Here is a 24,100-nt window from a genome sequence, read left to right on the forward strand (position 1 = left end):
TCAGGCGCGCCGCGCGGCCGGCAGCCCGGTGGCTTCCTGTGCTTCCCGCACGACTTCCAGCAAGCGCTGCGCCGCCGTCTCCAGCCTGCCGCTGTTGTCGATTTCGGTGAAGCGGCATCCCGCCGGCACGGCAAACGGCTCGGCCGCGCGCGCCAGGCGCCGGGCGATGTCGGCTTCGTCCTCGCGGCCGCGCTGGCGCAGGCGCTGCGCCAGGACCTCGGGCCGCACGCCGACCTGCACCGCGTGCAGGCCGGGGTAGCGCGCGTGCGCCCGCGCGAGGTATTCGCGCGAGCCGTTGACGACCACGCACAGGCCCTGCGCCAGCCAGTGGTCGAGCTCGATGCCGATGCCGTAATGCAGGCCGTGGCTGTCCCACTGCAGCGCGAAGCAGCCCAGCGCCGCGCGGCGCGCGAACTCGGCCGGCGTGATGGCGACGCTGGCCTCGTCGGCGCCGCTGGCGCGCGTGATGTAGCGGTGCGCGATCACCACGCGCTCGCCGGGGCGCAGGCGCTCGTGCAGCGCGCGCAGCAGCGAGTCCTTGCCGCTGCCCGACGGGCCCATCAGGTAGACCAGCTGGCGGCCGGCGTCGCGCGTGACATCGCTCGTGACATCGCTGATGCCGCCGCTCATGCCGCCTCCTCCAGCAGGGCCGCGCCGGCGGCGTCGGCGGTGCTGCCGTCGAAGCCGTAGTGGCGCGCGGCCACGAACGGCGCGTCGGGCGCGGGCTGGACGAACAGGCTTACGTCGCGCACGGGCATCGGCGTGGCCAGCAGGTGGCCGGCGTGCGCCTGCAGCAGCGCGGTGGCGGCGGCCTGGTCGGCCGCGTCGAGCTGGCCGCTGAGCGTGATGTGGAAGATGAAGGTCTCGAACGCATAGGGGTAGCCCCAGGCTGCGAGCATGCGGCGCGCTTCGGGCTGCAGCGCGTCGGGCTTGCGGCGCGCGATTTCCGCGCTGGTGGGCTGGGCGCGGAATGCGTCGAGCTCGCGCACGGCGGCGTCCGCCAGCGCGTGCATGCGCGCGTTGGCGGCGTGGTCGTCGCCCAGGCACCAGGCCAGGAAGCCGCGCAGGTTGCGCAGCGCCAGCGGCACCGCGAACGGATGGCGGTCGAGCGCGAATGCGCGCAGGGCGGCGTCGAGCGCGGTGGGCGTGCGGCCGGGCGCGAGGCGGAACGGCGCCTTGAGCGTGGCGTGCAGGCCGTAGTGCGCGGGCGCCTCGGTCCAGCGCGCGAGGCGCGCATCGCCGGCGAGGCGCTCGACCGGGGCGCCGGTCTCGGCGCTGCGGCCGAGCCAGCGCGCGCCGAGGTCGCGCCACGGCGCCGCGGGAGTGAGGTAGATGGCGTAGCGGTAGGCGGGCGGCTGCATCGGGCTGGGCGGGCGTGGGGTCAGGCGGCGCGGCGCTCGCCGCCGGCTTGCTGCAGCGGGAAGGCGCGCGTGGCGTGGTGCAGGACGCCGCCGACGATGGTGGCGCAGACCTGGGGCAGGGCGGGGTTGCGGTCGTCGACCAGGATGGCGTCGGCGCGCAGGCCGGGGCCGAGCGTGCCGCGGTCGGTCAGGCCGGCGGCGCGGGCCGGGTTGCGCGAGACCAGGTCCCACGCGGCCGGCAGCGGCAGCACGCCGAGCTGGGCGACGCGGAAGGCGGCCTGCAGCGGCGCCGGGTAGTAGTAGTCGGAGGCGAGCACGTCGCACAGGCCCGCGGCGATCATCTCGGTGGCGTCGGGCGCGCCGGTGTGGCTGCCGCCGCGCACCACGTTGGGCGCGCCGAACACGGTCAGGTTGCGCAGCGCGCGCGCCGCGCGGGCCACGTCCACGGTCAGCGGGAACTCGGCGACGAGGCAGCCCTGCTGGTGGAAGCCCTGGCGCGTGGCGGCGTCGCCGTCGTCATGGGAGGCCACCTGCAGGCCGGCCGCGCGCGCCGCGGCGATCAGGCGGGCCACGGTGGCGGGCACCTCGCCGGCGCGCGCGGCGGCCTGCTCCAGGCGAGCGCGGAAGGTGGCCGTGTCGCACTCGGCGCGCTCGGCGTAGCCGGCGAGCTTGCGCGTGTCCTGCATGCGCCGGAGCATCATCGGCAGGTGATCGTTGATGGCCAGGAAGCGCACCTTGCCGCTGGCGATCCACGCCAGCGCGGTGTCCAGCCCGCCCACGTGGTGCGCCTCGAAGCGCAGGTGCACGTGGTGCTGCGCGCCCAGCGCGCCGCGCATGCGCTCCAGCCCGTCGAACATGCGCTCGGCATAGGCCTCGCCGCGCAGTCCGCCTTCCCACGACAGCGTGACGCCGTGCAGCTCGGTGGTGATGCCGTGCGACAGCAGCTGGCGGTCCACGTCGAACAGCGCGCCGGCGTACGGGAAGCTGACGCCGGGGCGCGGCATCACCGCGCGCTCGAAGGCGTCGCCGTGGATGTCGACGATGCCGGGCAGCACCAGCAGGTCGCCGGCGTCGAGCGTGGGCCCGGCGGCGCCGGGCGCGCCGATGCAGCCGTCGCGGAACGCCAGGCTGGCCGGCGCGATGCCGCCGGCGGTGAGGACGCGCCGGCCGCTGAGGCCGGCGAGAGTGGGATGAGGGGCGAGAGTGGTATCCATGCTGGCGACCTTAGCGTGGTCAGATGACAAGCGGATGTCTAGACCAATTTTGTTGCTCGGGCGGCCATCGCATGATGCGGCAATGGCCTGGAAAACGATGCTGCTGCCCGGCGCCCGGCGGCGCCGGTTTTCCTGTGCGGGCCTCTCAGTCCTGGTCGGCCACGGTCAGTTGCACCCAGTCGCCGGCGAAGCGCACCACGCTGTAGTGCAGCGGCGTGCCGGCGGTATCGACGTTGAGCGCTTCCACCTGCAGGATGGGCCGCGTCTTGGGCTGGTTGAGCTGGCGCGCCACCGGCGCGGTCGGCATGGCCGCGGTGATGCGCGACCACTTGCGGGTGTAGTCGGCCACGCCGAAATGCGCGAGCGCCTTGGAGATCGACTGGCGCGCGCGCAACTGCGCCTCGAGCTCGGGGAAGCGCGCCGCATCGAAGTAGTGCTCGGCCACGTCGATGGTGCGCGCCTCGGCCTTGCCGAGCATCTGCACGCGCAGGATCGGGGCGTTGCGCGCCAGCCCCAGGTGCTTGGCGATCTCGGGCGCGCGCAGGGTCTGCGACTCGATCACCTCGACGTGGCCGCGCACGCCCTGGCTGGCCAGGTTCTGCGAGAAGCGCGTGCGCCGCCCGATGGCGTAGTCGATCGCGTGCTCCTGCACGAAGGTGCCGCGGCCCTGCTCGATGCGCACCAGCCCGTTCTGCTCCAGCTCGCCCATCGCGCGGCGGATGGTGTGGCGGTTGACGGCGAAGCGGCTGGCCAGCTCCGGCTCCGGCGGCAGGCGCTCGCCCGGTTCGTAGAGCTTGTTGCGGATGTCGAGCGCAAGGGCCTCGCCGATCTGGCGCCACACCGCGACTCCCGAACCCCGTTCGACTTCCTGTTCCAGCATCGTTTCCCGTCCCTTCGTCATCCAGCGTTCATCATCGGCATGCTTCAATGGAATGCGATTGTGCCTCAACGGCGCGCCGCGTGCGTCGATCCGGACAAGCTGGCGGGCCGTCATGAAAGATTCATCTGCCTGTGGTCTAGTTCGGTCGGTGGATGGTATTCTACATCTAAACGTATAGACGTATAGGGGATGTACAGATGGATCGAACCGATACCGAAGATACCGAACGCACCGCCGGCGCCCCGCGCGGCCTCGCGGCGGAGCAGGCGGCGCGCGCCGCCTGGCTGCGCGAGCTGGCGCTGGCCGCGCCGGAAGCGCTCGAGCGGGCCTTCGGCGAGCTCGGCACGCTGCCCGCCCACCGGCTGCTGCGCAAGCCCGAGAGCGGCATGGCGATGGTGCGCGGCCGTGCCGGCGGCGCCGGCGCGCAGTTCAACCTGGGCGAAGTCAGCGTCACGCGCTGCGCGGTGACGATGGCGTCGGACGAGGGCGGCGTGGTCGGCGTGGGTTATGTGCAGGGCCGCACCCACCGCCAGGCGGAACAGATCGCGGTGCTGGACGCGCTGCTGCAGCTGCCCGGCTGGCACGAGCGCGTGCAGGCCGCGGTGGTCGCCCCGCTGGCGCAGGCGCGCGCGGCGCGCGACGCGCGGCAGGCGGCGGTGGCGGCACAGACCAAGGTGGAGTTTTTTACGATGGTGCGTGGAGAGGATTGAGATGCCAGGCCAAGCGATTGCCGCCCCGGCGGCAGGTAGTGACAACGCGGCCGCGGGCCGTGCCGGCGCGGCGATGCTGCTGCCCGGCTTCGACGACGCGGTGACGTCGGCGCAGCGCACCTTCCGCGCCGCGCTGGACGCGATGTCGCGTCCCGGCAGCGTGCGCGAGCTGCATGAGCCCTGCGGCGTGCCGCACGGCCTGTCGCCGGCGCTGAGCGCGCTGCTGCTGACGCTGGTGGACGCCGACACGCCGCTGTGGCTGCCGCCCGGCACGCCCGCGGCGGTGCGCGCCTTCCTGCGCTTCCATTGCGGCTGCCCGCTGGTGGACGAGGTGGCGCGGGCGGTCTTCGTGGCGGTGCCGGCGGGCCATGCCGCGCCGGACCTCGCGGACTGCGCCCAGGGCGATCCGGCCTACCCGGACCGCTCCGCCACGCTGCTGCTGGAAGTGGCCTCGCTGGCTAACGGCCCGGCGGCGACGCTGCGCGGCCCCGGCATCGAGCACGAGGCCACGCTGCGCGCGCAAGGCCTGCCCGCCGCTTTCTGGACCCAGTGGCGGGACAACCACGCGCGTTTCCCGCTCGGCGTCGACGTGCTGCTGACCAGCGGCCACGCCCTGAGCGCGCTGCCGCGCACCACCCAGGTGGAGGCCTGACATGTACGTAGCCGTCAAAGGTGGCGAACGCGCCATCCTGAATTCCTATCGCATGCTCGACGACTACCGCCGCGGCGACCGCGCCGTGCCGGAGCTGACGCTGGCGCAGGTGCGCGAGCAGATGCCGCTGGCGGTGTCGCGCGTGATGGCCGAGGGCTCGCTGTACGACCCGCACCTCGCCGCGCTGGCCATCAAGCAGGCCGCGGGCGACCTGATCGAGGCCGTGTTCCTGCTGCGCGCCTACCGCACCACGCTGCCGCGCTTCGGCTATTGCGCGCCGCTCGATACCGGCACCATGCGCCTGCAGCGCCGGATTTCGTCGACCTTCAAGGACGTGCCGGGCGGGCAGGTGCTCGGGCCGACCTACGACTACACCCAGCGCCTGCTCGACTTCACGCTGGAGGCCGAGCGCGACCGCGCGCCGCTGCCGCCCGCGCAGGCGACGCTCGATGCGCGCATGCCGCGCGTGACTGACCTGCTGCGCCAGGAATCGCTGATCGAGCCGGAGACCGTGCCGGCCGGCGACCCCGCTCCGCCCGACCTGACGCGCGAGCCGCTGGCATTGCCGGCGGCGCGCCCCGCGCGCCTGCAGAACCTGGCGCGCGCCGACGAAGGCTTCCTGCTGTCGATGGGCTATTCCACCCAGCGCGGCTACGGCAACTCGCATCCGTTCGCGGCCGAGATCCGCTACGGCCAGGCGGAGGTGGAGCTGTTCGTGGAGGAGCTCGGCTTTGCCGTGACCATCGGCGAGGTCGAAGTCACCGAATGCCAGATGGTCAGCCAGTTCGCCGGCAACGCGCAGGAAGGGCCGAGCTTCACGCGCGGCTACGGCCTGGTGTTCGGCTACGGCGAGCGCAAGGCCATGTCGATGGCGCTGGCCGACCGCGCCATGCGCGCCGCCGAACTGGGCGAGGCCGCCGACGCGCCCGCCAACGACATCGAGTTCATGCTCTACCACAGCGACAACGTGGAAGCGTCCGGCTTCACGCAGCATCTGAAGCTGCCGCACTACGTGGACTTCCAGACCAACCTCGAACTGCTGCGCCGGCTGCGCGCCGAGCGCGCCCAGGCCGCGCCGGCCGGGCCCGAAGCGGACGCCCGGCCCGCGCAGGACGGCCCGCAAGCGCAGGAGGCACTCGCATCATGACCAACGCCAGCACGACCCCCAACGAGAATGCCGCGCCCGACGCCGTGGTGCGCGACGAGCACTACAACTTCGGCTACCTCGACGAATCCACCAAGCGCATGCTGCGCCGCGCGCTGCTCAAGGCGGTGGCGATCCCCGGCTACCAGGTGCCGTTCGGCAGCCGCGAGATGCCGCTGCCCTACGGCTGGGGCACCGGCGGCATCCAGGTCACGGCCTCCGTCATCGGCGGCGACGACGTGCTCAAGGTGATCGACCAGGGCTCGGACGACACCACCAACGCCATCAACATCCGCCGCTTCTTCGGCCGCGTCACCGGCGTGCGCACCACCGAGCGCACCGCCGAGGCCAGCATCGTGCAGACCCGCCACCGCATCCCCGAGACGCCGCTGGCGGCCGGGCAGATCATGGTGTTCCAGGTGCCTATCCCCGAGCCGCTGCGCTGGCTGGAGCCGAGCGAGACCGAGACGCGCACCATGCACGCGCTGGCCGAATACGGCGCCATGCACGTCAAGCTGTACGAGGACATCGCGCGCCACGGCCGCATCGCCACCACCTACGACTACCCGGTGATGGTGAACCGGCGCTACATGATGCGGCCCTCGCCGATCCCCAAGTTCGACAACCCCAAGCTGGACCACAGCCCGGCGCTGATGCTGTTCGGCGCGGGGCGCGAGAAGCGCGTCTACGCGGTGCCGCCGTACACCAGCGTCAAGAGCCTGGACTTCGACGACCATCCGTTCGCGGTGGAGACCTGGGCCGGCTGCTGCGAGCTGTGCGGCTCGACCGACAGCTATCTCGACGAGATCATCATCGACGACGCGGGCGGGCGCATGTTCGTCTGCTCCGACACCGAATACTGCGCCACGCGCCAGGAGCAGGGCCTGACCGGCCCGGCCAACGCCGCGGACAGCGCCGGTAGCACCAGCACCAGCACCAGCACCAGCAAGGAGCCAGCATGAGCCGCACCGACCAGCCGCTGTTGTCCGTGCGCGGCCTGACCCGCACCTGGGACGGCGTGCACGGCTGCCACGACGTGAGCTTCGACCTGTTCCCCGGCGAGGTGCTGTGCGTGGTGGGCGAATCCGGCTCGGGCAAGAGCACGCTGCTGCAGGCGGTGTCGTGGCAGGCCGCGCCCGAGGCGGGCAGCGTCAGCTACGACACCCGCGAGCAGGGCCTGACCGACCTCGCCACGCTGTCGGACGCGCGCCTGCGGCTGCTGGCGCGCACCGACTGGGGCTTCGTGCGGCAGAACGCGCGCGACGGCCTGCGCATGCGCGTGAGCGCCGGCGCCAACATCGCCGAGCGCCTGATGGCGGTGGGCGGGCGCCACTACGGCGAGCTGCGCCAGGTGGCCGGCACCTGGATGGAGCGCATGGAGCTGGACCTCGGCCGCCTGGACGACGCGCCGGCCAGCTTCTCGGGCGGCATGCAGCAGCGCCTGCAGATCGCCCGCAACCTGGTCACGCATCCGCGCCTGGTGTTCATGGACGAGCCCACCGCCTCGCTCGACGTGTCCGTGCAGGCGCGCCTGCTGGACCTGCTGCGCGGCCTGGTGGCCGACCTGGGGCTGGCCGCCATCATCGTCACCCACGACCTCGCCGTGGCGCGCCTGCTGGCGCACCGCACGCTGGTGATGCAGGGCGGGCGCGTGGTGGAAAGCGGCCTGACCGACCAGATCCTCGACGACCCGCACCACCCGTACACCCAGTTGCTGGTGTCCTCCATCCTGCAGAGCTGAACATGACGCAAGACTTCGACACCAATCTCGCCGCCAACGCTGCCGATGCCGGCGACCCGCGCCGCATCGCGGTGCGCGGCCTGGGCAAGACCTTCGTGCTGCACAACCAGGGCGGCACGCGCCTGCCGGTGCTGCAGGCCATCGACTTCGACGCCGCCGCCGGCGAATGCGTGGTGCTGGCCGGCAGCTCCGGCGCGGGCAAGAGCACGCTGCTGCGCTGCCTGTACGGCAACTACCTGGCCACCGAAGGCAGCATCCGCATCCGCGACGACGCCGAGTGGGTGGAACTGACCCGCGCGCCCGAGCAGCGCATCCTGCGGCTGCGGCGCGAGGTGATCGGCTACGTCAGCCAGTTCCTGCGCGTGATTCCGCGCGTGAGCACGCTCGACGTGGTGGCCGAGCCGCTGCAGCAGCGCGGCGCCAGCTTCGAGGAAGCGCGCGAGCGCGCCGCCGTGCTGCTGGCGCGGCTGCAGGTGCCGGGCCGGCTGTGGGCGCTGCCGCCGGCCACCTTCTCGGGCGGCGAGCAGCAGCGCGTGAACATCGCGCGCGGGCTGATCGGCGGCCATCCGGTGCTGCTGCTGGACGAGCCCACGGCCTCGCTCGACGCCGACAACCGCGCGGTGGTGGTGGCGCTGATCCGCGAGGCGCTGGCCGAGGGCCGCTGCCTGGTCGGCATCTTCCACGACGAGGCGGTGCGCGATGCCGTGGCCACGCGCCTGCTGCCGCTGCACCCGGTGGCGGGCGCCGACGCGCCGGCCGGCCGGCTGTCCGCCGTGCCGGCCTGAACCTCCCGTTTTTTCCGTGCCTGACCCGTACCCGGAACCGACCATGCTTCCTGCCTACCTGACCCGCGCGCGCATCGTGCTGCCCGACGGCGTGCTGAGCGACAGCGCGCTGCTGATCGAGGACGGCCGCATCGCGGCCATCGAACCCGACGCCGCCGACGTGCCGCGCGCCGCCCAGGTCATCGACCTGCGCGGCCAGACCCTGATGCCCGGCCTGATCGACCTGCACTGCGACGCCATCGAGAAAGAAGCCGAGCCGCGCTCGCGCGTGATGTTCCCGCTGGACTTCGCCGTGGCCCAGGTGGACCGCCGCAACGCCGCGGCCGGCATCACCACGCCGTACCACGCGCTGTCGTTCGCCAGCACGCAGTTCGGCGTGCGCAACAACGAGACCGCCTCGCAGATCGTGCGCACCGTGGCCGCCTTCCGCGCGCACAGCCTGGTGGACAACCGCATCCACTGCCGCTACGAAGTCACCGACGCCAGCGCGCTGCCGGTGCTGGAGACGCTGCTCGAAGCCGGCGTGGTGGACCTGATCTCGGTGATGGACCACTCGCCGGGCCAGGGCCAGTTCAAGACGCTCGAAGCCTACGTGGCCTACATGATCGGCAACCACGACATGAGCCGCGAGGAAGCCGTCGCCGCGGCCGACAGGAAGGCCGCCGCGCAGCAGGGCGCGCTCGCGCGCGTGGAGCATCTGCTGGCGCTGGCCGCGCGTCTGGGCGTGCCGGCCGCCAGCCATGACGACGACTCGGTGCAGCGCATCGCCACCATGCAGGCGCTGGGCGTGCGCATGAGCGAGTTCCCGATCAACCTGGAGACCGCGCAGGCCGCCGTGGCGCGCGGCCTGCCGACCATCCTGGGCGCGCCCAACGTGCTGCGCGGGCAGAGCCAGAGCGGCTCGATGCGCGCCATCGACGCCATCCGCGCCGGCGTGGCCGACTGCCTGTGCTCGGACTACCAGCCCTCCACGCTGATCGCCGCGGCCTTCGCCGCCGAGCGCGAGGCGGAGCTCACGCCGTCGCAGGCGGCCGCGCTGGTCAGCGCCAACCCGGCGCTGGCCTGCGGCCTGTCCGACCGCGGCCGCATCGAGCCCGGGCTGCGCGCCGACCTGGTGGCGGTGGCCACGGTGGCGGGGCAGCCGCTGGTCACGCACACGTGGTCGTGCGGGCGGCTGGTGTTCTCGGCCGGTTATCCGGCCAGCGCCGTGAGCGCGGGCCATGCCGGCGCGGCGCCGGTGCGCGGCGAGGGGCGCGTGGCGGCGTGAGCGCCCGCGCGGGTTGCGGCGCGCGGAAGGCGGGAAAGAAGGCGGGGAGAAGGATGGGGAAGCGGCGCGGACGCTAGCGGCTGGCGGCGCGGCCGGCCGTGTGGCGCGGCGCGTGCCATTCGCCGGGGATGTCCGGCACCACTTCGCATTCGCCGCGCACGATCAGCTCCACCGTGGCGCATACGCCATTGACACCGCGCGGGCCGACGCAGACCAGGCTGCGTGGATGGTCCGAATGGTTGGGGATGGCGTAGACCCGCATCCCTTCCTGGTAGAGGGGATGTTCGGGCAGCCTGGCGTTCAGTATCTCGACGAACCTCGACGGGCTTACGATCGGCTTTTCCATCGCGCTCTCCCAAGGAGCGTGGGCACGGTATCCGGCGGCGCCGGATGGCCCGAAGGTGCCTGGCCGGCGGGAAGCGGGTGCTTTCCGGGCGATCTTGCAGGCACGGACCAGGATATGTGGCCCGGGAGCCGCGGCGGGGGCGGCATTGCGGCTCGGTAGCCGCTCGGCGCGCAGCGCGATGCCGGGGGCCACGCGGTAAGGTTAGGCGATCTGGCGGCAGGATCAAGGATTCTGGCCGTTCGCGACCGAAAGGGGATGCGCGCGGCACTCCGGCGCGCCGGCACCTGGCTGCACCGGCGGCGGCGCGCGCGCGGCCCTGATGTATATTTGCGGCCATAGCAGCATCCGCGCCGCCCCGAGCCGCCGCCGGTGCGCCTTACCGACCCGCCATCCGCATGAATGCCACCCCGAGCCTTGCCCCCGACGATGCCGCGTCCGCCGCTGCGTCCGTCGCCGCGTCCGTCGCCGCGCTGCGCGCGCACTACGACGCCGCCGTCCTTCCCCTGTGGCGCGGCCCGGGCTGGAACGCCGCCATGCAACTGCCCTGCGAGGCACTGGGCGGCGCCGACCGGCAGCCGCTGCCGGCGAGCCGCTACCGCGCGATGGCCTGCGCGCGCCAGTTGTATGTGTTCTCGCAAGGCCCCGGCGCCGGCGATGCCGCCCACGCCGGGCAGTTGTTCGACTCGCTGCGCCGGCATTTCGCCGACGCCGCGCGCGGCGGTTTCGTCTACAGCATCGACGCGCAGGGCAAGCCGCTCGACACCACCAAGGATCTCTACACGCACGCCTTCGTGGTGTTCGCGTGCGCGGCCTATGCCGAGCGCACCGGCAGCGCCACGGCGCGCACGCTGCTGGAGGACACCACGCAGTTGATCGAGGCGCGCTTCGCCACCGCGCACGGCCTCTACCACGCCGCGCTGGCCGAGGATTTCAGCCCCGCCGCCACGCCGGCGCAGAACCCCATCATGCATCTCACCGAAGCCTACCTGGCGGCCCACGCGCTGACCGGCGACAGCTTCTATGCCACGCGCCTGCAGGCGCTCGCCACGGCCGTGCTGGGTGCCTTCGTCGACCCGGCCACCGGCTGCATCGCCGAGCTGCCGCTGACGCCGGGTGTGGCGGGCGCGGTGGCGCCGGCGGACAACCGCGTGGAGCCCGGCCACCAGTTCGAGTGGTTCTCGCTGCTGGCGTCGGCGCCGGCGCTGTTCGGCGGCTCGGCGCTGGCGCAGTCGCTGGCGCGCGCGTTCGACTTCGCGCTGGCGCACGGCGTGGACCTGGAGACGATGGGCGTGGCCGCCGCGCTGCATCTCGACGGCGCGCCGCGCGACGCCACCCAGCGCATCTGGGCGCAGACCGAGTTCGCGCGCGCGCTCGCGGTGCGCGGCGACGCCGCCGCGCTGGCGCGCCTGCGCGCGTGGCTGCGCGCGTTCCCGGCGCGCTTCCTGCACGCCGGCGGCTGGCACGAGTGCCTGGCGCCGGACGGCACGGTGGCGCGCGCGGAGATGCCGTCGACCACGCCTTACCACCTCGCCACGGCGTACCAGGCGCTGGCCGAATCATGCGGCTGACCGTGCAGTTGACGAGCAACTGACGAGCAGCGCCGCCGGCTACCAGCCGTACTTCAGCTCCACGCCGACGTAGTCGGCATTGCGCCCGCCCAGTTCGCGGATCGAGTCGCCGACCTGAAAGTGCACCGCCTCGACCGCGCCGACCAGGTTGGCGGCCAGCGTGACCTCGGTGCGCAATTGCAGGTACATGCCGGTCCAGCGCGAGCCGCGCCCGGCGGTGCCGGGCACGATGGCGTTGCCCTGCGCGTAGACCGCGTCGCCGGTGGTGGCGCGCCACTGGAAGCCGGCCGCGGCGAGCACCGACAGCTTGCTGGTCGGCTTGACCGTGATCGAGGGCTTGACGTGGATCAGGTTCGAATATCCCGTGTAGCCGGCCAGCGTGAAGTAGTAGCCGTTCGGGAACAGCGGGTTGAAGGTGCCGATGTGGCCGTCGCCGGGATGGCGGTCGCCCGAGGCGGCGTCGACCTGCAGGCCCGCGCGCGGCTTCCACGGCACGGTGGCGAAGGTGTAGCCGCCCAGCGAGCCGAGCGCCCAGGCGTTGATCGTCCGGTTGCCGACGTGCCCGGTCTGGACCATGCCCTCGACGTCCCAGTCGATGTGGTTCGCGTTGCCGGAATAGCGCGCGTCGAAGACGTTGCGATGCTCGTCGCCGCCGCCGTCGAGGAAGCGCGCGTTGCGGCGGTTGTAGCGCGAGTAATAGGCCGACAGGTCGCCCGGGCCGACGTTCTGCCGCTCCACGCGCACGCCGCTGAAGGTCAGGTCGCGGTTGGACACGTCGTCGAACGACTGGTTGTCGCGGTACTGCACCGGCTGCGTGGCGTAGGCGATCAGCCGCCAGCGGTGGATTTCCCAGTCGGCCCAGAGCGCGTCGAACGCCTGCCGCACGTTCGGCCCGTCGCGCACCGAGACGAAGCGCTGCAAGTCGAACGCCATCTGCTGGCGCCCCACGCGCGCCTTGAACACGCCTTCGCCGAGCGGATGCACGACGGCGATGAAGGCCTGTTCGACGTCCGCCACGTTCTTGTCGGCCGGGCTCACCGTGTCCTTGCCGAACGGCCGCGCGTCCTCCAGCTGGACGAACACCTGCACGTACTTGCCCAGGCGCGCGTCGGCGTGTATCTCCGCGCGCTGCAGCAGGTAGGTGTTGGCGCGCGCGGCGCCGAGGCCGAACACCGGCGAGTTGTTGACCTCGACGCGCTCGCGCAGGTTGGCGCCCAGCGACAGGTAGGTGTCCGGGTCGCCGGAGAACGGGATGTATTTCAGCGCGTCGAACGGCTGGCGCGGCACGCACGGGCTGGCCAGCACGGACCAGTCTTCCTGCCAGCGGTTGAACATGACCGCGGGCCGCTTTTCGGCGCAGGCGGCGGCTGCGGTGGATGCGGCAGGCGCCTCCTGCGCGCCGGCCCGCTCCGGCAGCGCCGCGCACGCGGCCAGGCACAGCGCGGCGCGGGCGAGCCGCCGCGCATGGCGGTGGCGGGCGGCGCGGTCAGCGGGCGGCATCGCGGCTCTCCGTGGCCGGCGCGCCGGCGCCGGACCTGAACGCCAGCCACACGATCAGCGCCAGCGGCAGCGCCAGCGCGCCGAACGACAGGCGCACGTAGGTCGTGGCCCCGGCGATGGCGCCGATGCCGAAGCCGGCCAGCGGCCCGAGCGTGCGCATCAGGCGCTCGCGCGCGATGCGTCGGGCGGCGGCGTCGGGATGCGACAGCAGCGCGTCGAGCGTGTCGAGCACGGCCTGCGTCACGTTGCCGGTCATGACCGTGTTGGGCACGCCCGGGCGGCCGACCAGCCTGGCGTGCGCGTTCTGCACGCCCATCGCCACCGCGCCCAGCAGCCCGCACAGGATGGCGGCGGGTGCCTGCGCGTCGCGCACCGGCGCGGCGTACAGGCCCGCGACGAGGAAGCCGGCCAGCAGCACCGCCTGCAGCGCGTACAGCGGCCGCGCCGCGGTGGCCGGCGGCTTGCCGCCGCGCGCCCTGACCACGGCGCTGCTGAGCGCCACGCCGGCGATGAAGGCCGGGAACGCCAGCAGCTTCATCAGCACGCCTTGCCCCAGCCCCGCGGCCTCCGCGCCGATCAGCACGAAGTTGCCGGTGACGTGCGCGGTGAACAGGCCGAACAGCGCCACGAAGCCGAGCGTGTCGACGAAGCCGGCGACGACGGCAAGCACGGTGTCTTCATGTTTCATCCGGCGCCTCCCGTTGGCCGGGCCGGTTCAACGGCCGCTGGCCGCGTGGATCTCCGCCACGTAGCCGCCGGGAAAGCGCACGATGGCCGCGTCGCGCCCGTCGGCCGCGTAGGGCGGCACCAGCACCGACACGCCGGCCGCGGCCGCCTTGGCCAGGGTGTCGGCAAGGCTGGGGACCTCGTAGCCGGTCAGCTCGTGCCCATACGGATAGGGCAGGTGGCCGTCCGTCACCAGCACGGTGATCTTGCCGAAGCCGGATTCGATGCGCACGCGGCGGTAGGTATCGTTCGGCCGGCCGATCTCGATGCCGGGCGCGCGCGCGCTGTCCGACACCACCTTGCCGTGCGAGAAGCGCGCGAAGCCGCGGATGAAGGCGTCGGCGCGGTCGGCGGACAGGTAGACGCGGTTCTCGGGAATGGTCGCGAGCTTCGGGTAGTCCGGCGCCGTGGCGTGCCAGTAGAGCTGCATGTTGACGCCGCCCGGCCATTGCACGATGGCGTCGCGGCCGATCGGGTCGGGGAATGCCGAGACGATGACGTCGGCCCCCGCGGCGCGCGCCGCGGCGATGGCCTTGTCCATGTCGGTCACGAGGTATCCGGTGCGCTCCGCGCCGAACGGGTACGGGACGGGCGTCTTGAAACCGAACACGGACAAGGTGCCGGCCGGCGTCAGCACCAGCTGCGACATGGTCAGGCTGGGCGTGGGCGTGACCGTGAACTCGCCCTCCTTCGAGGTCGTGCCGCCGAAGGTGGCGACGAGGCTGTCGACGAAGCGGCTGAAATCGGCCGGGGCGACGTACACGTGGGTGGTGTCGTACTGGGGCCCGACCGAGATGGCCGCCGCCGGGGCCTGGGTCCGGGCGTGCGCCACGCTGGCGGCGGGACCGGCCACGCTGGCCACGACCAGCGCGGCGGCTGTCAGGAAGGTTCGGATCGAACGCATGAAAACCTCTTCTTGTTGAATCTGAATCGACGGGTGAGGAAACACGGGTGGCGCGGCCCGGGCAGCGGCCCGGGGCGGGCGCGTCAGCGCGGCTCGGCGGCGTCCTCGCCGGGCGGCGTCGCGGGCTGGTTCTCGGCCAGCATGCCGGCGGGCGTCGTGGCCGGCGTCGCGGCTGGCGTCCTGGGTGGCGTGCCGGTGATCTTGGGCACGCACTCGGAACTGAACCACGCCGCCGTGACCGGCTCGCCGGCGATCATGCGCTTGATGGGCGGCACCACCTGTTCGCCGATCAGCATGCCCAGCAGGCCGATCAGGGCCACCACCGGCGGCGCCGGCGAGCGGACCTGCAGCAGCGCGTAGATGATGCCGACCAGGATGCCGGCGGCGAGAGAGACGAGATAGAGCTTCATCGGGGGCTCCAGGAAAGGGATTGAGAGGAGGGCATCGGGCCTAGCGCTGCGCCGGCGTGCCGCGCCGGATGCCTTCCCACGCCACCAGCAGGAAGCCGCCGGCCAGCCCGACATGCTCGAAGAAGGCATTGGCCATCATGAACTGCTCGGCGGGCGGCGCGGCCCAGAAGCGGTTCGCCAGGAAGCTGGCCATCAGCGTGAAGCCGGCCAGCGCGAGCGCGCCCAGCCAGCGCAGCCAGCCGGTGAGGATCAGCAGCGAGGCGCCCAGCTCCAGCGCGATGGTGGCCGCCGCCAGCGGCGCCGCCGGCGCCAGGCCGAAGTGCTGCATCTCGGCGATGGCGCCGCCGAAGTCGGCGAGCTTGGCCAGCCCGCCCTGCAGGTAGGCCGCGCACAGCGCCAGCAGCGCGAGCCAGCGCACCCAGGCCGGCGCGAGGCGCGCCCGCGCGCCGGCCTGGGCGGGCCCGGCGGCGGCAGTGGTCTTGCTCATGGTTGGCTCCGGTGTCCTGGGCGCGGCGTCCGGGCGCGCATCAGAACGCCCAGCACGAGCAGCCGAGCGAGCCCCAGAAGGTGCTCTCGTCCGCGGCCGGCACGTTCGACGCCCAGGCCCGCGCATGCGCGTGGCCGTGCACGCCGCAGGCGCTGGCGCAGGCGCACGCGGTGCGCAGCGCCGCCGCCTGCGGGCGCGGCTGGTAGCCGCCGTGGTGGCGCGCCGGCGACCAGTCCGGCATGGCCGGCGGCAGCGGCGGGGCGAGCTTGCCGAAGTCGCCGTCGCCGTAGACCGGCTCGCCGCCCAGCAGCGTGAGCACCGAGGTGATGTCCTGGATCTCGTCGCCGGGCACGCTGAAGTAGTCGGCCGACAGCACCACGAGGTCGGCCAGCTGGCCGGCCTTGATCTCGCCTTTCTTGCCTTCTTCGGAGGAGAACCAGGTGTTGGCCTCGGTCCACAGCCGCAGCGCGGTCTCGCGGTCCAGCAGGTTGGCCTGCGGGTACATCGACAGCCCGCCCACGGTCTTGCCGGTGGTCAGCCAGTACAGCGACACCCACGGGTTGTACGAGGCCACGCGCGTGGCATCGGTGCCCGCGCCGACCTTGACGCCGCGCTCGAGCATGCGCTTGACCGGCGGCGTGGCCTCGGCCGCGCGCGCGCCGTAGCGCTCCACGAAGTATTCGCCCTGGTAGGCCATGCGGTGCTGCACGGCGATGCCGCCGCCGAGCGCGGCGATGCGGTCGATGTTGCGGTCGGTGATGGTCTCTGCGTGGTCGAAGAACCAGTGCAGGCCGTCGAACGGCACGTCCCTGGCCACCTTCTCGTAGACGTCGAGCGCGCGCGAGATGGTTTCGTCGTAGGTGGCATGCAGCCGCCACGGCCAGCGGTTCTCGGCCAGCAGGCGGATCACGGGCTCGAGGTCGCCTTCCATCGAAGGCGGCATGTCGGGCCGCTCGACGCGGAAGTCCTCGAAGTCGGCCGCGCTGTAGACCAGCATCTCGCCGGCGCCGTTGTGGCGGTACAGGTCGTCGCCCTGGCCGGGCTTGACCTTGCCGGCCCAGTTCTTGAAGTCGTTGAGTTCGTCCTTGGGCTTCTGCGTGAAGAGGTTGTAGGCCAGGCGCACGGTCAGGTCGCCTTCCTTGTGCAGCTCCTCGATGATGCCGTAGTCCTCGGGGTAGTTCTGGTAGCCGCCGCCGGCGTCGATCACGCCGGTCACGCCGAGCCGGTTGACCTCGCGCATGAAATGCCGCGTGGAGTTCTTCTGGTACTCGGGCGGCAGCTTCGGACCCTTGGCCAGCGTGGCGTAGAGGATGGTGGCGTTGGGCTTGGCCAGCAGCAGGCCGGTCGGGTTGCCGGCGCTGTCGTGCACGATCTCGCCGCCCGGCGGGTTGGGCGTGTCCTTGGTGTAGCCGACCGTACGCAGCGCGGCGGCGTTGAGGATGGCGCGGTCGTACAGGTGCAGGATGAACACCGGCGTGTCGGGCGCCGCGGCGTTCAGTTCCTCGATGGTGGGCAGGCGCTTTTCGGCGAACTGGTGCTCGGTGAAGCCGCCCACCACGCGCACCCATTGCGGCGCGGGCGTGCGCGCGACCTGCTCCTTGAGCATGCGCATGGCGTCGGCCAGCGAGCGCACGCCGTCCCAGCGCAGTTCCATGTTGTAGTTCAGGCCGCCGCGGATGATGTGCATGTGGCTGTCGATCAGCCCGGGGATGGCGCGGCGGCCTTGCAGGTCGATCACCTTGGTGGCGGGGCCGGCAAGCTGCATGATCTCGTGCCTGCCGCCGACCGCGGCGAACTTGCCGTCGCGGATGGCGACGGCCTCGGCCTGCGGGTTGGCGCGGTCGAGCGTGGCGAACTTGCCGTTGACGAGGATCAGTTCGGGAGTGGCCGGTGCGTTCATGGGAGGCTCCTGCGAATAGGGGGCGCCAGCCGGGGGCGATGGCTGCGGACCGGCGGCGAATCCGCGGCCGCCCCGGCGGGCGGAAAGGACAGGGCGCCGGGACGCGGCCCGGCGCCTGCCCGCGCTGCGTGTTACCTGGCCGGCACCGGCGCCAGCACTTCGTGCGCGCCGGCCGCGCGCTGCGCCGCCTTGTGCACCATCGTATAGGCGTAGTCGACACCCATGCCGTAGGCGCCGGAGTGCTCCTTCACCAGGGCCATCACGGCATCGTACGTATCGCGGTGCGCCCAGTCGCGCTGCCATTCGAGCAGCACCTGCTGCCACGTCATCGGCACCACGCCGGCCTGGACCATGCGCTGCATGGCGTAGTCGTGGGCCTCCTTGGAGGTGCCGCCCGAGGCGTCGGCCACCATGTAGATCTCATAGTCGCCTTCGGCCATCGCGCACAGCGCGAAGGTGTTGTTGCAGACCTCGGTCCACAGGCCGGCAACCACCACCTTCTTGCGGCCGGCGGCCTTGAGCGAGTCGCGCACCTTCTGGTCGTCCCAGGAGTTCATCGAGGTGCGTTCGAGCAGCTTGTGGCCGGGGAAGACGTCGAGGATTTCCGGGTAGGTGTAGCCGGAGAACGAGGCGGACTCGACGGTGGTGATGGTGGTGGGGATGTTGAAGATCCTGGCGGCCTTGGCCAGGCCCACCACGTTGTTCTTCAGGGCCTGGCGGTCCATGGACTGCACCCCGAAGGCCATCTGCGGCTGATGGTCGATGATGATCAGCTGGCTGTTCTGGGGGGTCAGGACTTCGAGCTTCGGATTGGTCATGGCGATTTCCGGTTGCGCACCATTGCTGGGGCGGGTTCGCAAGAGACAAGGACGACGTCGGGAAGCCGGCATCGGCGATCGACATCGGCTTGCAGCATTGGCGTGCCATGCATGGCGTGAGGCACGTCATTCTCCACGGGGCGGTGGCGAATCTGGTATCAACGAATCTAGTGCAAGCGCTTGCGCTTTACAAAAAAGGAATCAGGAAGCGGTGATGAAAATATTCGACTGCCCCCAGCGGCCCGCGTGGCGGGACCGTGGCAATGCCGCATGCACATATGCCGGCGGCGGGGCGATATATGGGTACGGAGATTATGGGATCGCCTGCGCCGTGTCTTGTACGAAAGGCAGCAAAGTTAGCGAAAAGTGTGGTCGCGTGGTGCGGCGCAGCGGAGGGCGCGGGAAACCGGGCCAGGCCGGACAAGGCCGGACAAGGCCGGACAAGGCCAGACAAGGCCAGCCGCGCGCCCAGGGGGCGGGCGCGGCGATGGCCGGCGCGGGCTTGGGCGCGGGCGCGGGTTTCTGCGCCGGTTCGGGCACGCGCGCCGGCATGGCCCGCGCGCGGCCGGGTCACATCGTGGCCGCGATTATTCCGGTGATTATTTCGGGATTATGTCGGTGCCGGTGCCGGGGGAACTTGCCGGCGGCGTGGCGTTTATAGGTCGTTGCGATTCCGCCATTTTGCCGGCGGAATGCCGACCACCGCGCTGAAAATGCGCGTGAAATGGCTCTGGTCGGAAAAGCCGTGCAGCGCGGCGATTTCGGATATCGGCATGCCCTGGCGCAGCGATGCCTTGGATTGCTCGATGCGGTGCTCCAGCAGCCAGCGGTAGGGCGTGACCCCGGTATTCTGCTTGAAGGCCTTGATGAAATAGCTGCGCGACAGGTTGCAGTGCGCGGCCACCATCTCGATCGAGACGTCCTCGCCCGCGTGCGCGACCAGGTATTCCTTCGCCAGCGCTTCCTGCCGGCGCGACAGCATGGCCGTCTTCAGCATGTGCACCGAGGCGCTGCCGTAGTGCGCGACGAGATGCGCCATCATGGTCGTGGCCAACTGGTCGAGGAACAGCCGCGAGGCCTGTTCCGGCGCCTCCAGCGAGGGCAGCAGCGCGCGCGCGAGCGAGAGCATCACGCCGTCGGCCTCGCCCTCGGGGTTGCGCAGGGAAATCGGCGCGCGCGCGCCGTGCTCGCGCGCGAAGGCCTGCAGTTCGTCGCAACTGACCTGCAGCCGCACGTTGTCGAACGACGCGCGATGATGGCAGCGCCAGCTCTGCTGCAGGCTGGTGATGGCCAGCGCGCCCTCGCCGTGGCCGCCGGCGAACACCTGCCGGCCGTCGCGCCACAGCGTATGGGCGGCGAACGGGCGCAGCTGGACGATGGCGGAAAACGCATCCTGCGAGGGAATGGCGGGCGCCGGCGGCAGCCCGCCGGGCACGTCGCAGCGCATGCGCGCGATGGTGGCGTGGGTGGTGTCGAGCCGCTCGACGATCAGGGCCGGGGCCGCGGGGGAAGGCGTCCGTGCCGCGCTTTGCGTCATGGGTGTGCAGTGTCCTTGGCGAAGCGTTGCGGGCGGGCGGAAGGCCGCCCGGAAGATGCCAGTGTGCTATCGCCGCGCGCACGGCGCAATGGGCAGCGCGCCGCGCCGGGGCAAAAGACCGAAAAAGCGGCAGGGCGTCCCCTTTGGCCTCTTTGGCCCCTCTTGGCGCTTTTGCGCGGCGCCGGGCCGGGCACATGCGGCCGCCGGCGCGCGCGGGCCCGGCGCCAGCGTCATGCGTCCCAGTCGGGCGCGAACGGCGGCGTGACGTAGCGCAGGTTCTTCGGCAGCGCCGCGATGGCGCGCCGGTCTTCGTCGTCGAGCCGCAGCCTGAGCGCGTCGAGGTTCGCCTGCTGGCTTTCCCGGCGCTGCGCCTTGGGAATCGCCGCCACGCCGTCCTGCTCCAGCAGCCACGCCAGCGCCACCTGCGCGGCGCTCGCGCCATGCCGCGCGCCGATGCCCTGCAGCACCGGGTCGGCGGCGGCGCGGCCCTGCGCGAGCGGCGCGTAGGCAACCAGCGGGATGCCCTTGCCGCGCAGGTAGGCGAGCATGCGCGACTGGTCGAGGAACGGGTGGTACTCCACCTGGTGGCAGGCGATCGGCGCGCCGATGTCCTCGATCGCGCTGCGCAGCATGGCCAGGTTGAAGTTGCACACGCCGATGGCGCGCACCGTGCCGGCTTCGAGGAAGCGCTGCATGGTGGCGAGCACGGCGCCGAGGTCCATGTCGCGCGACGGCCAGTGCACCATGTACAGGTCGACGTAGTCGACGCCGAGCTTGCCGAGGCTGGCGTCGAGCGCGTGCCGGATGGCATCGGGCCGCAGGTTCTCGTGCCACACCTTGGTGGTCAGGTGCAGGTCCTGCCGCGCCACGCCGGACGCGGCGATGGCGGCGCCGACGGCCGCTTCGTTCTGGTACATCTCGGCCGTGTCGACGTGGCGGTAGCCGAGCGCCAGCGCGCTCTCCACGACCGGCTGGCAGTCGCCGCCGGGCATGCGGAACGTGCCGAAACCGAGGCGCGGGATGCGGATGCCCTGTGTCTGCAAGCCTTCCATTTCAATGAACCCCCACTTGGTTGAAGCCTGCGCGCGAGCCCGCCGCAGTGCCGGCATGCAATGTCGCACGGCCGGGTTGCCGGATAAAGCGCGCGCCGCGCATTTCATTCATGATCGCGGGTCCGCATGGCGGGACCGGGGCGCTACTCGTCGAGCGAGGACCCGCGCAGGTCGCTTTTCTGCAGCAGTTGCAGCAGCGTCTCGGCCGGGCGGCTCAGGCGGCCCGCGCGCAGCGAGATGAATTCCACCTCGGGCAGCGCCGGCAGCGCGTCGCTGTTGACCAGCGGCGCGAGGCCGCGCCCGGACAGGTATTGCGCGCGCACCGTGATGCCCAGCCCGCCGCGCGCCGCGGCGATGCAGCCCGAGTGGCTGCTGCTGGTGCAGACGATCTGCCAGCGCGTGCCGGCCTTGGCCAGCGTGTCGAGCACGATGGCGCGCGTGACGCTGGGCTCCGTCACCAGGATCAGCGGCAGCGGCTGGCGCAGGTCGGCCACCGTGCCGGGCCGCGCCAGCCACTCCAGCTTGCCGCGGAACAGCGGCGCGCCGCGGCGGTCGCCTTCGCGGCGCTTGCCGATCATCAGGTCCAGCGCGCCGGCGTCCATCAGCTCGTAGAGCTTGCCGGTCATGCCGATGGTGATCTCCAGCTCCACGTCCGGGTGCGAGTTGCGGAACGCCGCCAGCACATTGGGCATGGTGCCGAGCACGAGATCCTCGGAGGTGCCCAGCCGCACGCGGCCCTGCAGGCGCGGCGCGTTGAACTGCGACTCGGCGCGCGCGATGGCCTCCAGGATCAGGCGGGCGTGCGCCAGCAGCGCCTCGCCGTCGGCGGTCATGGCCAGGGTGTGGGTGTCGCGCACGAACAGGCGGCGCCCCACGTGCTGTTCGAGGCGCCGGATGTGGTCGCTGACGCTGGATTGCGACAGGCCGAGCTGGCGCCCGGCGTCGGTAAAGCTGTGCGCGGCCGCGACGGTGGCGAAGGTCTTGACCCAGACAGGATTGAGCATGCGGCATTGTCATCGGATTGACCGATGACAGTCAATATGTCCAGCGGGGTTCCCGATTGGGCCGCCAGTCATTAACATCGACACATTCGTGGCGTTTTCCTGCGCGCGCCTTTTCCGCGTGCCGCCGGGCGCTGTCCTGCCCGGATGCCACGCCGGCCCCCGCCGGTTCTTCAAGAGATGTACCAGAATGCACAGTCAATCCTCGCAGAAATCGCACACGGCCATGCTGTGGATCGTCGCCGCCGGCTTTTTCATGCAGACGCTCGACACCACCATCGTCAACACGGCCTTGCCCGCGATGGCGCACAGCCTCGGCGAGACGCCGCTCGACATGAAGCCGGTGGTGGTGGCCTACACGCTCACGATGGCCATGCTCACGCCGGCCTCCGGCTGGCTCGCCGACCGCTTCGGCACGCGCCGCGTGTACTTCACGGCCATCCTGATCTTCGTGCTCGGCTCGCTGTTCTGCGCCACCGCGCAGAGCCTGGACCAGCTCGTGGTGGCGCGCGTGGTGCAGGGCATCGGCGGCTCCATGCTGCTGCCGATCGGGCGCCTGGCGGTGCTGCGCAGCGTCACCGGCGAGCAGTACATCGCGGCACTCGCCTTCGTCTCGGTGGCGGGGCAGGTGGGGCCGATCTTCGGCCCGGTGCTGGGCGGCTGGATCGTGCAGACGGTGGCCTGGCACTGGATCTTCCTGATCAACGTGCCGGTCGGCGCGATCGGCCTGCTGGCCGTGCTGCGCTACCTGCCCGACAACGCGCTGGCGCGCCCGCCCGCGTTCGACTTCATCGGCTGCGGGCTGCTGTCGCTGTGCATGGTGGCCTTCTCGCTGGCGCTGGACACCCCGCGCGAGGCCAGCCACGCGGCCTGGAGCGGCAGCCTGTTCGCGCTCAGTCTGCTGTCGGCGCTGCTCTATATCCCCTACGCGCGGCGCCGGGCCAATCCGCTGTTCCGGCTGTCGCTGTTCCGCGAGCCCAATTTCAGCGTCGGGCTGGCCGGCAACCTCGTGTGCCGCATCGGCTCGGGCGCGGTGCCGTTCCTGATGCCGCTGCTGCTGCAACTGCAGCTCGGCTACACGCCGCTGCATTCGGGGCTGATGCTGCTGCCGGCCGCGCTGGCCGGCGTGGTGGCCAAGCGCGGCATCGTGCCGCTGGTCAAGCGCTTCGGCTACGACAACTTCCTGCTGGTCAACACCGTCCTGGTCGGCGGCTCGATCGCCTCGTTCGCGGCGATCTCGCCGGGCTGGCCGCTGGCGCTGTCGATCGCGCAACTGGCCCTGTTCGGCGCCACCAACTCCATGCAGTTCGCCGCCATGAACAGCGTCACGCTCAAGGGGCTGAGCGTGGAAGACGCGGGCAGCGGCAACAGCCTGTTCTCGATGGTGCAGATGCTGGCCATCGGGCTGGGCGTGACCATCGGCGGCGGTCTGGTGAGCCTGTTCACGGGGCAGTTGGGGGAGGGCGGGACTGCGTACCGGCTGGCCTTTTTCAGCGTGGGGACGATTACGCTGCTGTCGGCGCTGGTGTTTCGGCGGCTCGATGTGGCGCAGTTCGATAAGGGGCGGCCGGCGGTGGGGGTGGCGGGGAGATGATTGGTTAGGTGGGGTCTGGTCTTTGTCTTCTTCGGGCCTTTGTGGGTCTTGGTGGCTTGGGCTTTGGTTGGTTGTCTGGGGGTGTCAAGTCTGCTGGCCGCTGCGGGCCTGGCGGCTTGGGCTTGGTAGCCCGTTCGCACACATGTAAGTGTCACTTTTCTTTTCTCGAAAAGAAAAGTAACCAAAAGAAAGCGACCCTTGCAGGGGGCTGGGCGCTCAGCCTTCAAGGCGTTGCCAGTTTCGTGGTGCGGTTCGTGGCTTCGATATGGCTGCTGACGCTACCGGCTTGCTCGCCTGCGGCGTTGCGGGTGGCGTGCGATTCGTGGTGGCACTGCATGATGGCGATGGCCCAGGTGGTTCTGGCCGCTGCCGCGACCGGGGCGGATGGGTGCGTCATAGAAACGGCGCTGGTTTCGTGGTGGGTGCGGTGGCCCCGGCTTGGGATGCACCCGGCACGGCTTGAGATGCGCCTGGCACGAGAACGCTCAACGCTGACCGAAACC

The 24,100-nt window shown here is 71.6% G+C and carries 25 protein-coding genes; 9 read left to right on the forward strand and 16 right to left on the reverse strand.

Annotated features, from left to right (window positions below; all coding sequences use genetic code 11):
• The 4 genes from phnN to phnF all read right to left on the reverse strand — a co-directional run bounded on the left by phnN (window position 1) and on the right by phnF (window position 3,455).
• On the reverse strand, window positions 1-630 hold the full coding sequence (gene phnN, locus KF708C_RS27235) for a phosphonate metabolism protein/1,5-bisphosphokinase (PRPP-forming) PhnN (RefSeq protein ID WP_059414172.1): 630 nt from the start codon (window positions 628-630) through the stop codon (window positions 1-3).
• Window positions 627-1,361 carry a DUF1045 domain-containing protein gene (locus tag KF708C_RS27240; RefSeq protein ID WP_020203583.1) on the reverse strand — a complete coding sequence of 245 codons (735 nt, stop codon included), beginning with the start codon at window positions 1,359-1,361 and terminating at the stop codon, window positions 627-629. The genes phnN and KF708C_RS27240 overlap by 4 nt, the downstream gene beginning before the upstream one ends.
• Before the next feature lie 20 nt (window positions 1,362-1,381).
• Window positions 1,382-2,575, reverse strand: a complete 1,194-nt coding sequence (locus KF708C_RS27245; RefSeq protein WP_020203582.1) for an alpha-D-ribose 1-methylphosphonate 5-triphosphate diphosphatase — start codon at window positions 2,573-2,575, stop codon at window positions 1,382-1,384.
• 145 nt (window positions 2,576-2,720) lie between these two features.
• The gene (gene phnF, locus KF708C_RS27250; protein ID WP_059414174.1) at window positions 2,721-3,455 is read right to left on the reverse strand and encodes a phosphonate metabolism transcriptional regulator PhnF; all 735 of its coding nucleotides are present in this window, start codon (window positions 3,453-3,455) and stop codon (window positions 2,721-2,723) included.
• Between the two features lie 197 nt (window positions 3,456-3,652).
• Between phnF and phnG the strand changes: the two genes are divergently transcribed.
• The 7 genes from phnG to KF708C_RS27285 all read left to right on the forward strand — a co-directional run bounded on the left by phnG (window position 3,653) and on the right by KF708C_RS27285 (window position 9,754).
• Window positions 3,653-4,165, forward strand: coding sequence for a phosphonate C-P lyase system protein PhnG (gene phnG, locus KF708C_RS27255; protein WP_059414176.1), 513 nt, complete (start codon window positions 3,653-3,655; stop codon window positions 4,163-4,165).
• 73 nt (window positions 4,166-4,238) lie between these two features.
• Entirely contained in the window at window positions 4,239-4,817 is a 579-nt protein-coding gene (gene phnH / locus KF708C_RS27260) for a phosphonate C-P lyase system protein PhnH (RefSeq protein ID WP_059414178.1), read from the forward strand.
• Between the two features lies 1 nt (window position 4,818).
• Window positions 4,819-5,964: a carbon-phosphorus lyase complex subunit PhnI gene (locus KF708C_RS27265; RefSeq protein ID WP_059414180.1), complete on the forward strand. Its 1,146-nt coding sequence runs from the start codon at window positions 4,819-4,821 to the stop codon at window positions 5,962-5,964.
• Complete coding sequence (locus KF708C_RS27270) at window positions 5,961-6,923, forward strand: alpha-D-ribose 1-methylphosphonate 5-phosphate C-P-lyase PhnJ (RefSeq protein WP_059414182.1); 963 nt, start codon at window positions 5,961-5,963, stop codon at window positions 6,921-6,923. The genes KF708C_RS27265 and KF708C_RS27270 overlap by 4 nt, the downstream gene beginning before the upstream one ends.
• Window positions 6,920-7,702, forward strand: coding sequence for a phosphonate C-P lyase system protein PhnK (gene phnK / locus KF708C_RS27275; protein WP_020203576.1), 783 nt, complete (start codon window positions 6,920-6,922; stop codon window positions 7,700-7,702). The genes KF708C_RS27270 and phnK overlap by 4 nt, the downstream gene beginning before the upstream one ends.
• A gap of 2 nt (window positions 7,703-7,704) precedes the next feature.
• The gene (gene phnL, locus KF708C_RS27280) at window positions 7,705-8,487 is read left to right on the forward strand and encodes a phosphonate C-P lyase system protein PhnL (RefSeq protein ID WP_020203575.1); all 783 of its coding nucleotides are present in this window, start codon (window positions 7,705-7,707) and stop codon (window positions 8,485-8,487) included.
• Between the two features lie 43 nt (window positions 8,488-8,530).
• A complete protein-coding gene (locus KF708C_RS27285; RefSeq protein ID WP_020203574.1) occupies window positions 8,531-9,754 on the forward strand; it encodes an alpha-D-ribose 1-methylphosphonate 5-triphosphate diphosphatase in 1,224 nt (407 codons plus the stop codon).
• Between the two features lie 73 nt (window positions 9,755-9,827).
• Here the strand turns inward: KF708C_RS27285 and KF708C_RS27290 are convergent, their stop codons facing one another.
• Window positions 9,828-10,100 (reverse strand): hypothetical protein, encoded by a 273-nt coding sequence (locus KF708C_RS27290; RefSeq protein ID WP_029043733.1) that lies wholly within the window; start codon window positions 10,098-10,100, stop codon window positions 9,828-9,830.
• 395 nt (window positions 10,101-10,495) lie between these two features.
• Here KF708C_RS27290 and KF708C_RS27295 point away from each other — a divergent pair, with 395 nt between their 5' ends.
• Window positions 10,496-11,668, forward strand: coding sequence for an AGE family epimerase/isomerase (locus KF708C_RS27295; protein ID WP_059414183.1), 1,173 nt, complete (start codon window positions 10,496-10,498; stop codon window positions 11,666-11,668).
• 39 nt (window positions 11,669-11,707) lie between these two features.
• Here the strand turns inward: KF708C_RS27295 and KF708C_RS27300 are convergent, their stop codons facing one another.
• From KF708C_RS27300 to KF708C_RS27345, 10 genes are all read right to left on the reverse strand, one after another.
• The gene (locus tag KF708C_RS27300) at window positions 11,708-13,168 is read right to left on the reverse strand and encodes an alginate export family protein (protein WP_059414185.1); all 1,461 of its coding nucleotides are present in this window, start codon (window positions 13,166-13,168) and stop codon (window positions 11,708-11,710) included.
• The gene (locus KF708C_RS27305; protein ID WP_059414187.1) at window positions 13,155-13,856 is read right to left on the reverse strand and encodes a YoaK family protein; all 702 of its coding nucleotides are present in this window, start codon (window positions 13,854-13,856) and stop codon (window positions 13,155-13,157) included. The genes KF708C_RS27300 and KF708C_RS27305 overlap by 14 nt, the downstream gene beginning before the upstream one ends.
• A gap of 27 nt (window positions 13,857-13,883) precedes the next feature.
• Window positions 13,884-14,798 carry a hypothetical protein gene (locus KF708C_RS27310; protein ID WP_059414189.1) on the reverse strand — a complete coding sequence of 305 codons (915 nt, stop codon included), beginning with the start codon at window positions 14,796-14,798 and terminating at the stop codon, window positions 13,884-13,886.
• 83 nt (window positions 14,799-14,881) lie between these two features.
• Complete coding sequence (locus KF708C_RS27315; protein WP_059414191.1) at window positions 14,882-15,208, reverse strand: XapX domain-containing protein; 327 nt, start codon at window positions 15,206-15,208, stop codon at window positions 14,882-14,884.
• A 40-nt stretch (window positions 15,209-15,248) separates the two neighbouring features.
• The gene (locus KF708C_RS27320; RefSeq protein ID WP_059414193.1) at window positions 15,249-15,695 is read right to left on the reverse strand and encodes a DoxX family protein; all 447 of its coding nucleotides are present in this window, start codon (window positions 15,693-15,695) and stop codon (window positions 15,249-15,251) included.
• Window positions 15,696-15,735: 40 nt separating this feature from the next.
• Window positions 15,736-17,595, reverse strand: coding sequence for an amidohydrolase (locus KF708C_RS27325; RefSeq protein WP_059414195.1), 1,860 nt, complete (start codon window positions 17,593-17,595; stop codon window positions 15,736-15,738).
• Between the two features lie 131 nt (window positions 17,596-17,726).
• On the reverse strand, window positions 17,727-18,413 hold the full coding sequence (locus KF708C_RS27330) for a hydrolase (protein WP_059414197.1): 687 nt from the start codon (window positions 18,411-18,413) through the stop codon (window positions 17,727-17,729).
• Window positions 18,414-19,068: 655 nt separating this feature from the next.
• Window positions 19,069-19,950, reverse strand: a complete 882-nt coding sequence (locus KF708C_RS27335) for a helix-turn-helix transcriptional regulator (RefSeq protein ID WP_059414199.1) — start codon at window positions 19,948-19,950, stop codon at window positions 19,069-19,071.
• Between the two features lie 230 nt (window positions 19,951-20,180).
• Window positions 20,181-21,002, reverse strand: a complete 822-nt coding sequence (locus KF708C_RS27340) for an aldo/keto reductase (protein ID WP_059414201.1) — start codon at window positions 21,000-21,002, stop codon at window positions 20,181-20,183.
• Window positions 21,003-21,145: 143 nt separating this feature from the next.
• Window positions 21,146-22,006 (reverse strand): LysR family transcriptional regulator, encoded by an 861-nt coding sequence (locus KF708C_RS27345; RefSeq protein ID WP_059414203.1) that lies wholly within the window; start codon window positions 22,004-22,006, stop codon window positions 21,146-21,148.
• Window positions 22,007-22,193: 187 nt separating this feature from the next.
• On the opposite strand from KF708C_RS27345, the gene mdtD reads away from it, so the two are divergent.
• The gene (gene mdtD / locus KF708C_RS27350; protein ID WP_052165894.1) at window positions 22,194-23,597 is read left to right on the forward strand and encodes a multidrug transporter subunit MdtD; all 1,404 of its coding nucleotides are present in this window, start codon (window positions 22,194-22,196) and stop codon (window positions 23,595-23,597) included.
• 223 nt (window positions 23,598-23,820) lie between these two features.
• On the opposite strand, the gene KF708C_RS36775 is transcribed toward mdtD, so the two are convergent.
• Window positions 23,821-24,100 (reverse strand): hypothetical protein (locus KF708C_RS36775; RefSeq protein ID WP_231586603.1); only part of this gene is annotated, 280 nt, incomplete at its 5' end.

Origin of the sequence: Cupriavidus basilensis (assembly GCF_000876015.1) — a bacterium.
Taxonomy (GTDB): Bacteria; Pseudomonadota; Gammaproteobacteria; order Burkholderiales; family Burkholderiaceae; genus Cupriavidus; species Cupriavidus basilensis_B.

Excerpts from the sequence above, each read along its gene's own strand:
- KF708C_RS27265 (WP_059414180.1), top strand. The coding sequence starts at position 4,819 with ATGTACGTAGCCGTCAAAGGTGGCGAACGCGCCATCCTGAATTCCTAT.
- KF708C_RS27345 (WP_059414203.1), bottom strand. The coding sequence starts at position 22,006 with ATGCTCAATCCTGTCTGGGTCAAGACCTTCGCCACCGTCGCGGCCGCG.
- KF708C_RS27270 (WP_059414182.1), top strand. The coding sequence starts at position 5,961 with ATGACCAACGCCAGCACGACCCCCAACGAGAATGCCGCGCCCGACGCC.
- KF708C_RS27285 (WP_020203574.1), top strand. The coding sequence starts at position 8,531 with ATGCTTCCTGCCTACCTGACCCGCGCGCGCATCGTGCTGCCCGACGGC.
- KF708C_RS27340 (WP_059414201.1), bottom strand. The coding sequence starts at position 21,002 with ATGGAAGGCTTGCAGACACAGGGCATCCGCATCCCGCGCCTCGGTTTC.
- KF708C_RS27245 (WP_020203582.1), bottom strand. The coding sequence starts at position 2,575 with ATGGATACCACTCTCGCCCCTCATCCCACTCTCGCCGGCCTCAGCGGC.
- KF708C_RS27315 (WP_059414191.1), bottom strand. The coding sequence starts at position 15,208 with ATGAAGCTCTATCTCGTCTCTCTCGCCGCCGGCATCCTGGTCGGCATC.
- KF708C_RS27335 (WP_059414199.1), bottom strand. The coding sequence starts at position 19,950 with ATGACGCAAAGCGCGGCACGGACGCCTTCCCCCGCGGCCCCGGCCCTG.
- phnN (WP_059414172.1), bottom strand. The coding sequence starts at position 630 with ATGAGCGGCGGCATCAGCGATGTCACGAGCGATGTCACGCGCGACGCC.
- KF708C_RS27320 (WP_059414193.1), bottom strand. The coding sequence starts at position 15,695 with ATGAGCAAGACCACTGCCGCCGCCGGGCCCGCCCAGGCCGGCGCGCGG.
- phnG (WP_059414176.1), top strand. The coding sequence starts at position 3,653 with ATGGATCGAACCGATACCGAAGATACCGAACGCACCGCCGGCGCCCCG.
- phnF (WP_059414174.1), bottom strand. The coding sequence starts at position 3,455 with ATGCTGGAACAGGAAGTCGAACGGGGTTCGGGAGTCGCGGTGTGGCGC.
- KF708C_RS27325 (WP_059414195.1), bottom strand. The coding sequence starts at position 17,595 with ATGAACGCACCGGCCACTCCCGAACTGATCCTCGTCAACGGCAAGTTC.
- KF708C_RS27290 (WP_029043733.1), bottom strand. The coding sequence starts at position 10,100 with ATGGAAAAGCCGATCGTAAGCCCGTCGAGGTTCGTCGAGATACTGAAC.
- phnL (WP_020203575.1), top strand. The coding sequence starts at position 7,705 with ATGACGCAAGACTTCGACACCAATCTCGCCGCCAACGCTGCCGATGCC.
- KF708C_RS27240 (WP_020203583.1), bottom strand. The coding sequence starts at position 1,361 with ATGCAGCCGCCCGCCTACCGCTACGCCATCTACCTCACTCCCGCGGCG.
- KF708C_RS27300 (WP_059414185.1), bottom strand. The coding sequence starts at position 13,168 with ATGCCGCCCGCTGACCGCGCCGCCCGCCACCGCCATGCGCGGCGGCTC.
- mdtD (WP_052165894.1), top strand. The coding sequence starts at position 22,194 with ATGCACAGTCAATCCTCGCAGAAATCGCACACGGCCATGCTGTGGATC.
- KF708C_RS27330 (WP_059414197.1), bottom strand. The coding sequence starts at position 18,413 with ATGACCAATCCGAAGCTCGAAGTCCTGACCCCCCAGAACAGCCAGCTG.
- KF708C_RS27295 (WP_059414183.1), top strand. The coding sequence starts at position 10,496 with ATGAATGCCACCCCGAGCCTTGCCCCCGACGATGCCGCGTCCGCCGCT.
- KF708C_RS27310 (WP_059414189.1), bottom strand. The coding sequence starts at position 14,798 with ATGCGTTCGATCCGAACCTTCCTGACAGCCGCCGCGCTGGTCGTGGCC.
- KF708C_RS27305 (WP_059414187.1), bottom strand. The coding sequence starts at position 13,856 with ATGAAACATGAAGACACCGTGCTTGCCGTCGTCGCCGGCTTCGTCGAC.
- phnH (WP_059414178.1), top strand. The coding sequence starts at position 4,239 with ATGCTGCTGCCCGGCTTCGACGACGCGGTGACGTCGGCGCAGCGCACC.
- phnK (WP_020203576.1), top strand. The coding sequence starts at position 6,920 with ATGAGCCGCACCGACCAGCCGCTGTTGTCCGTGCGCGGCCTGACCCGC.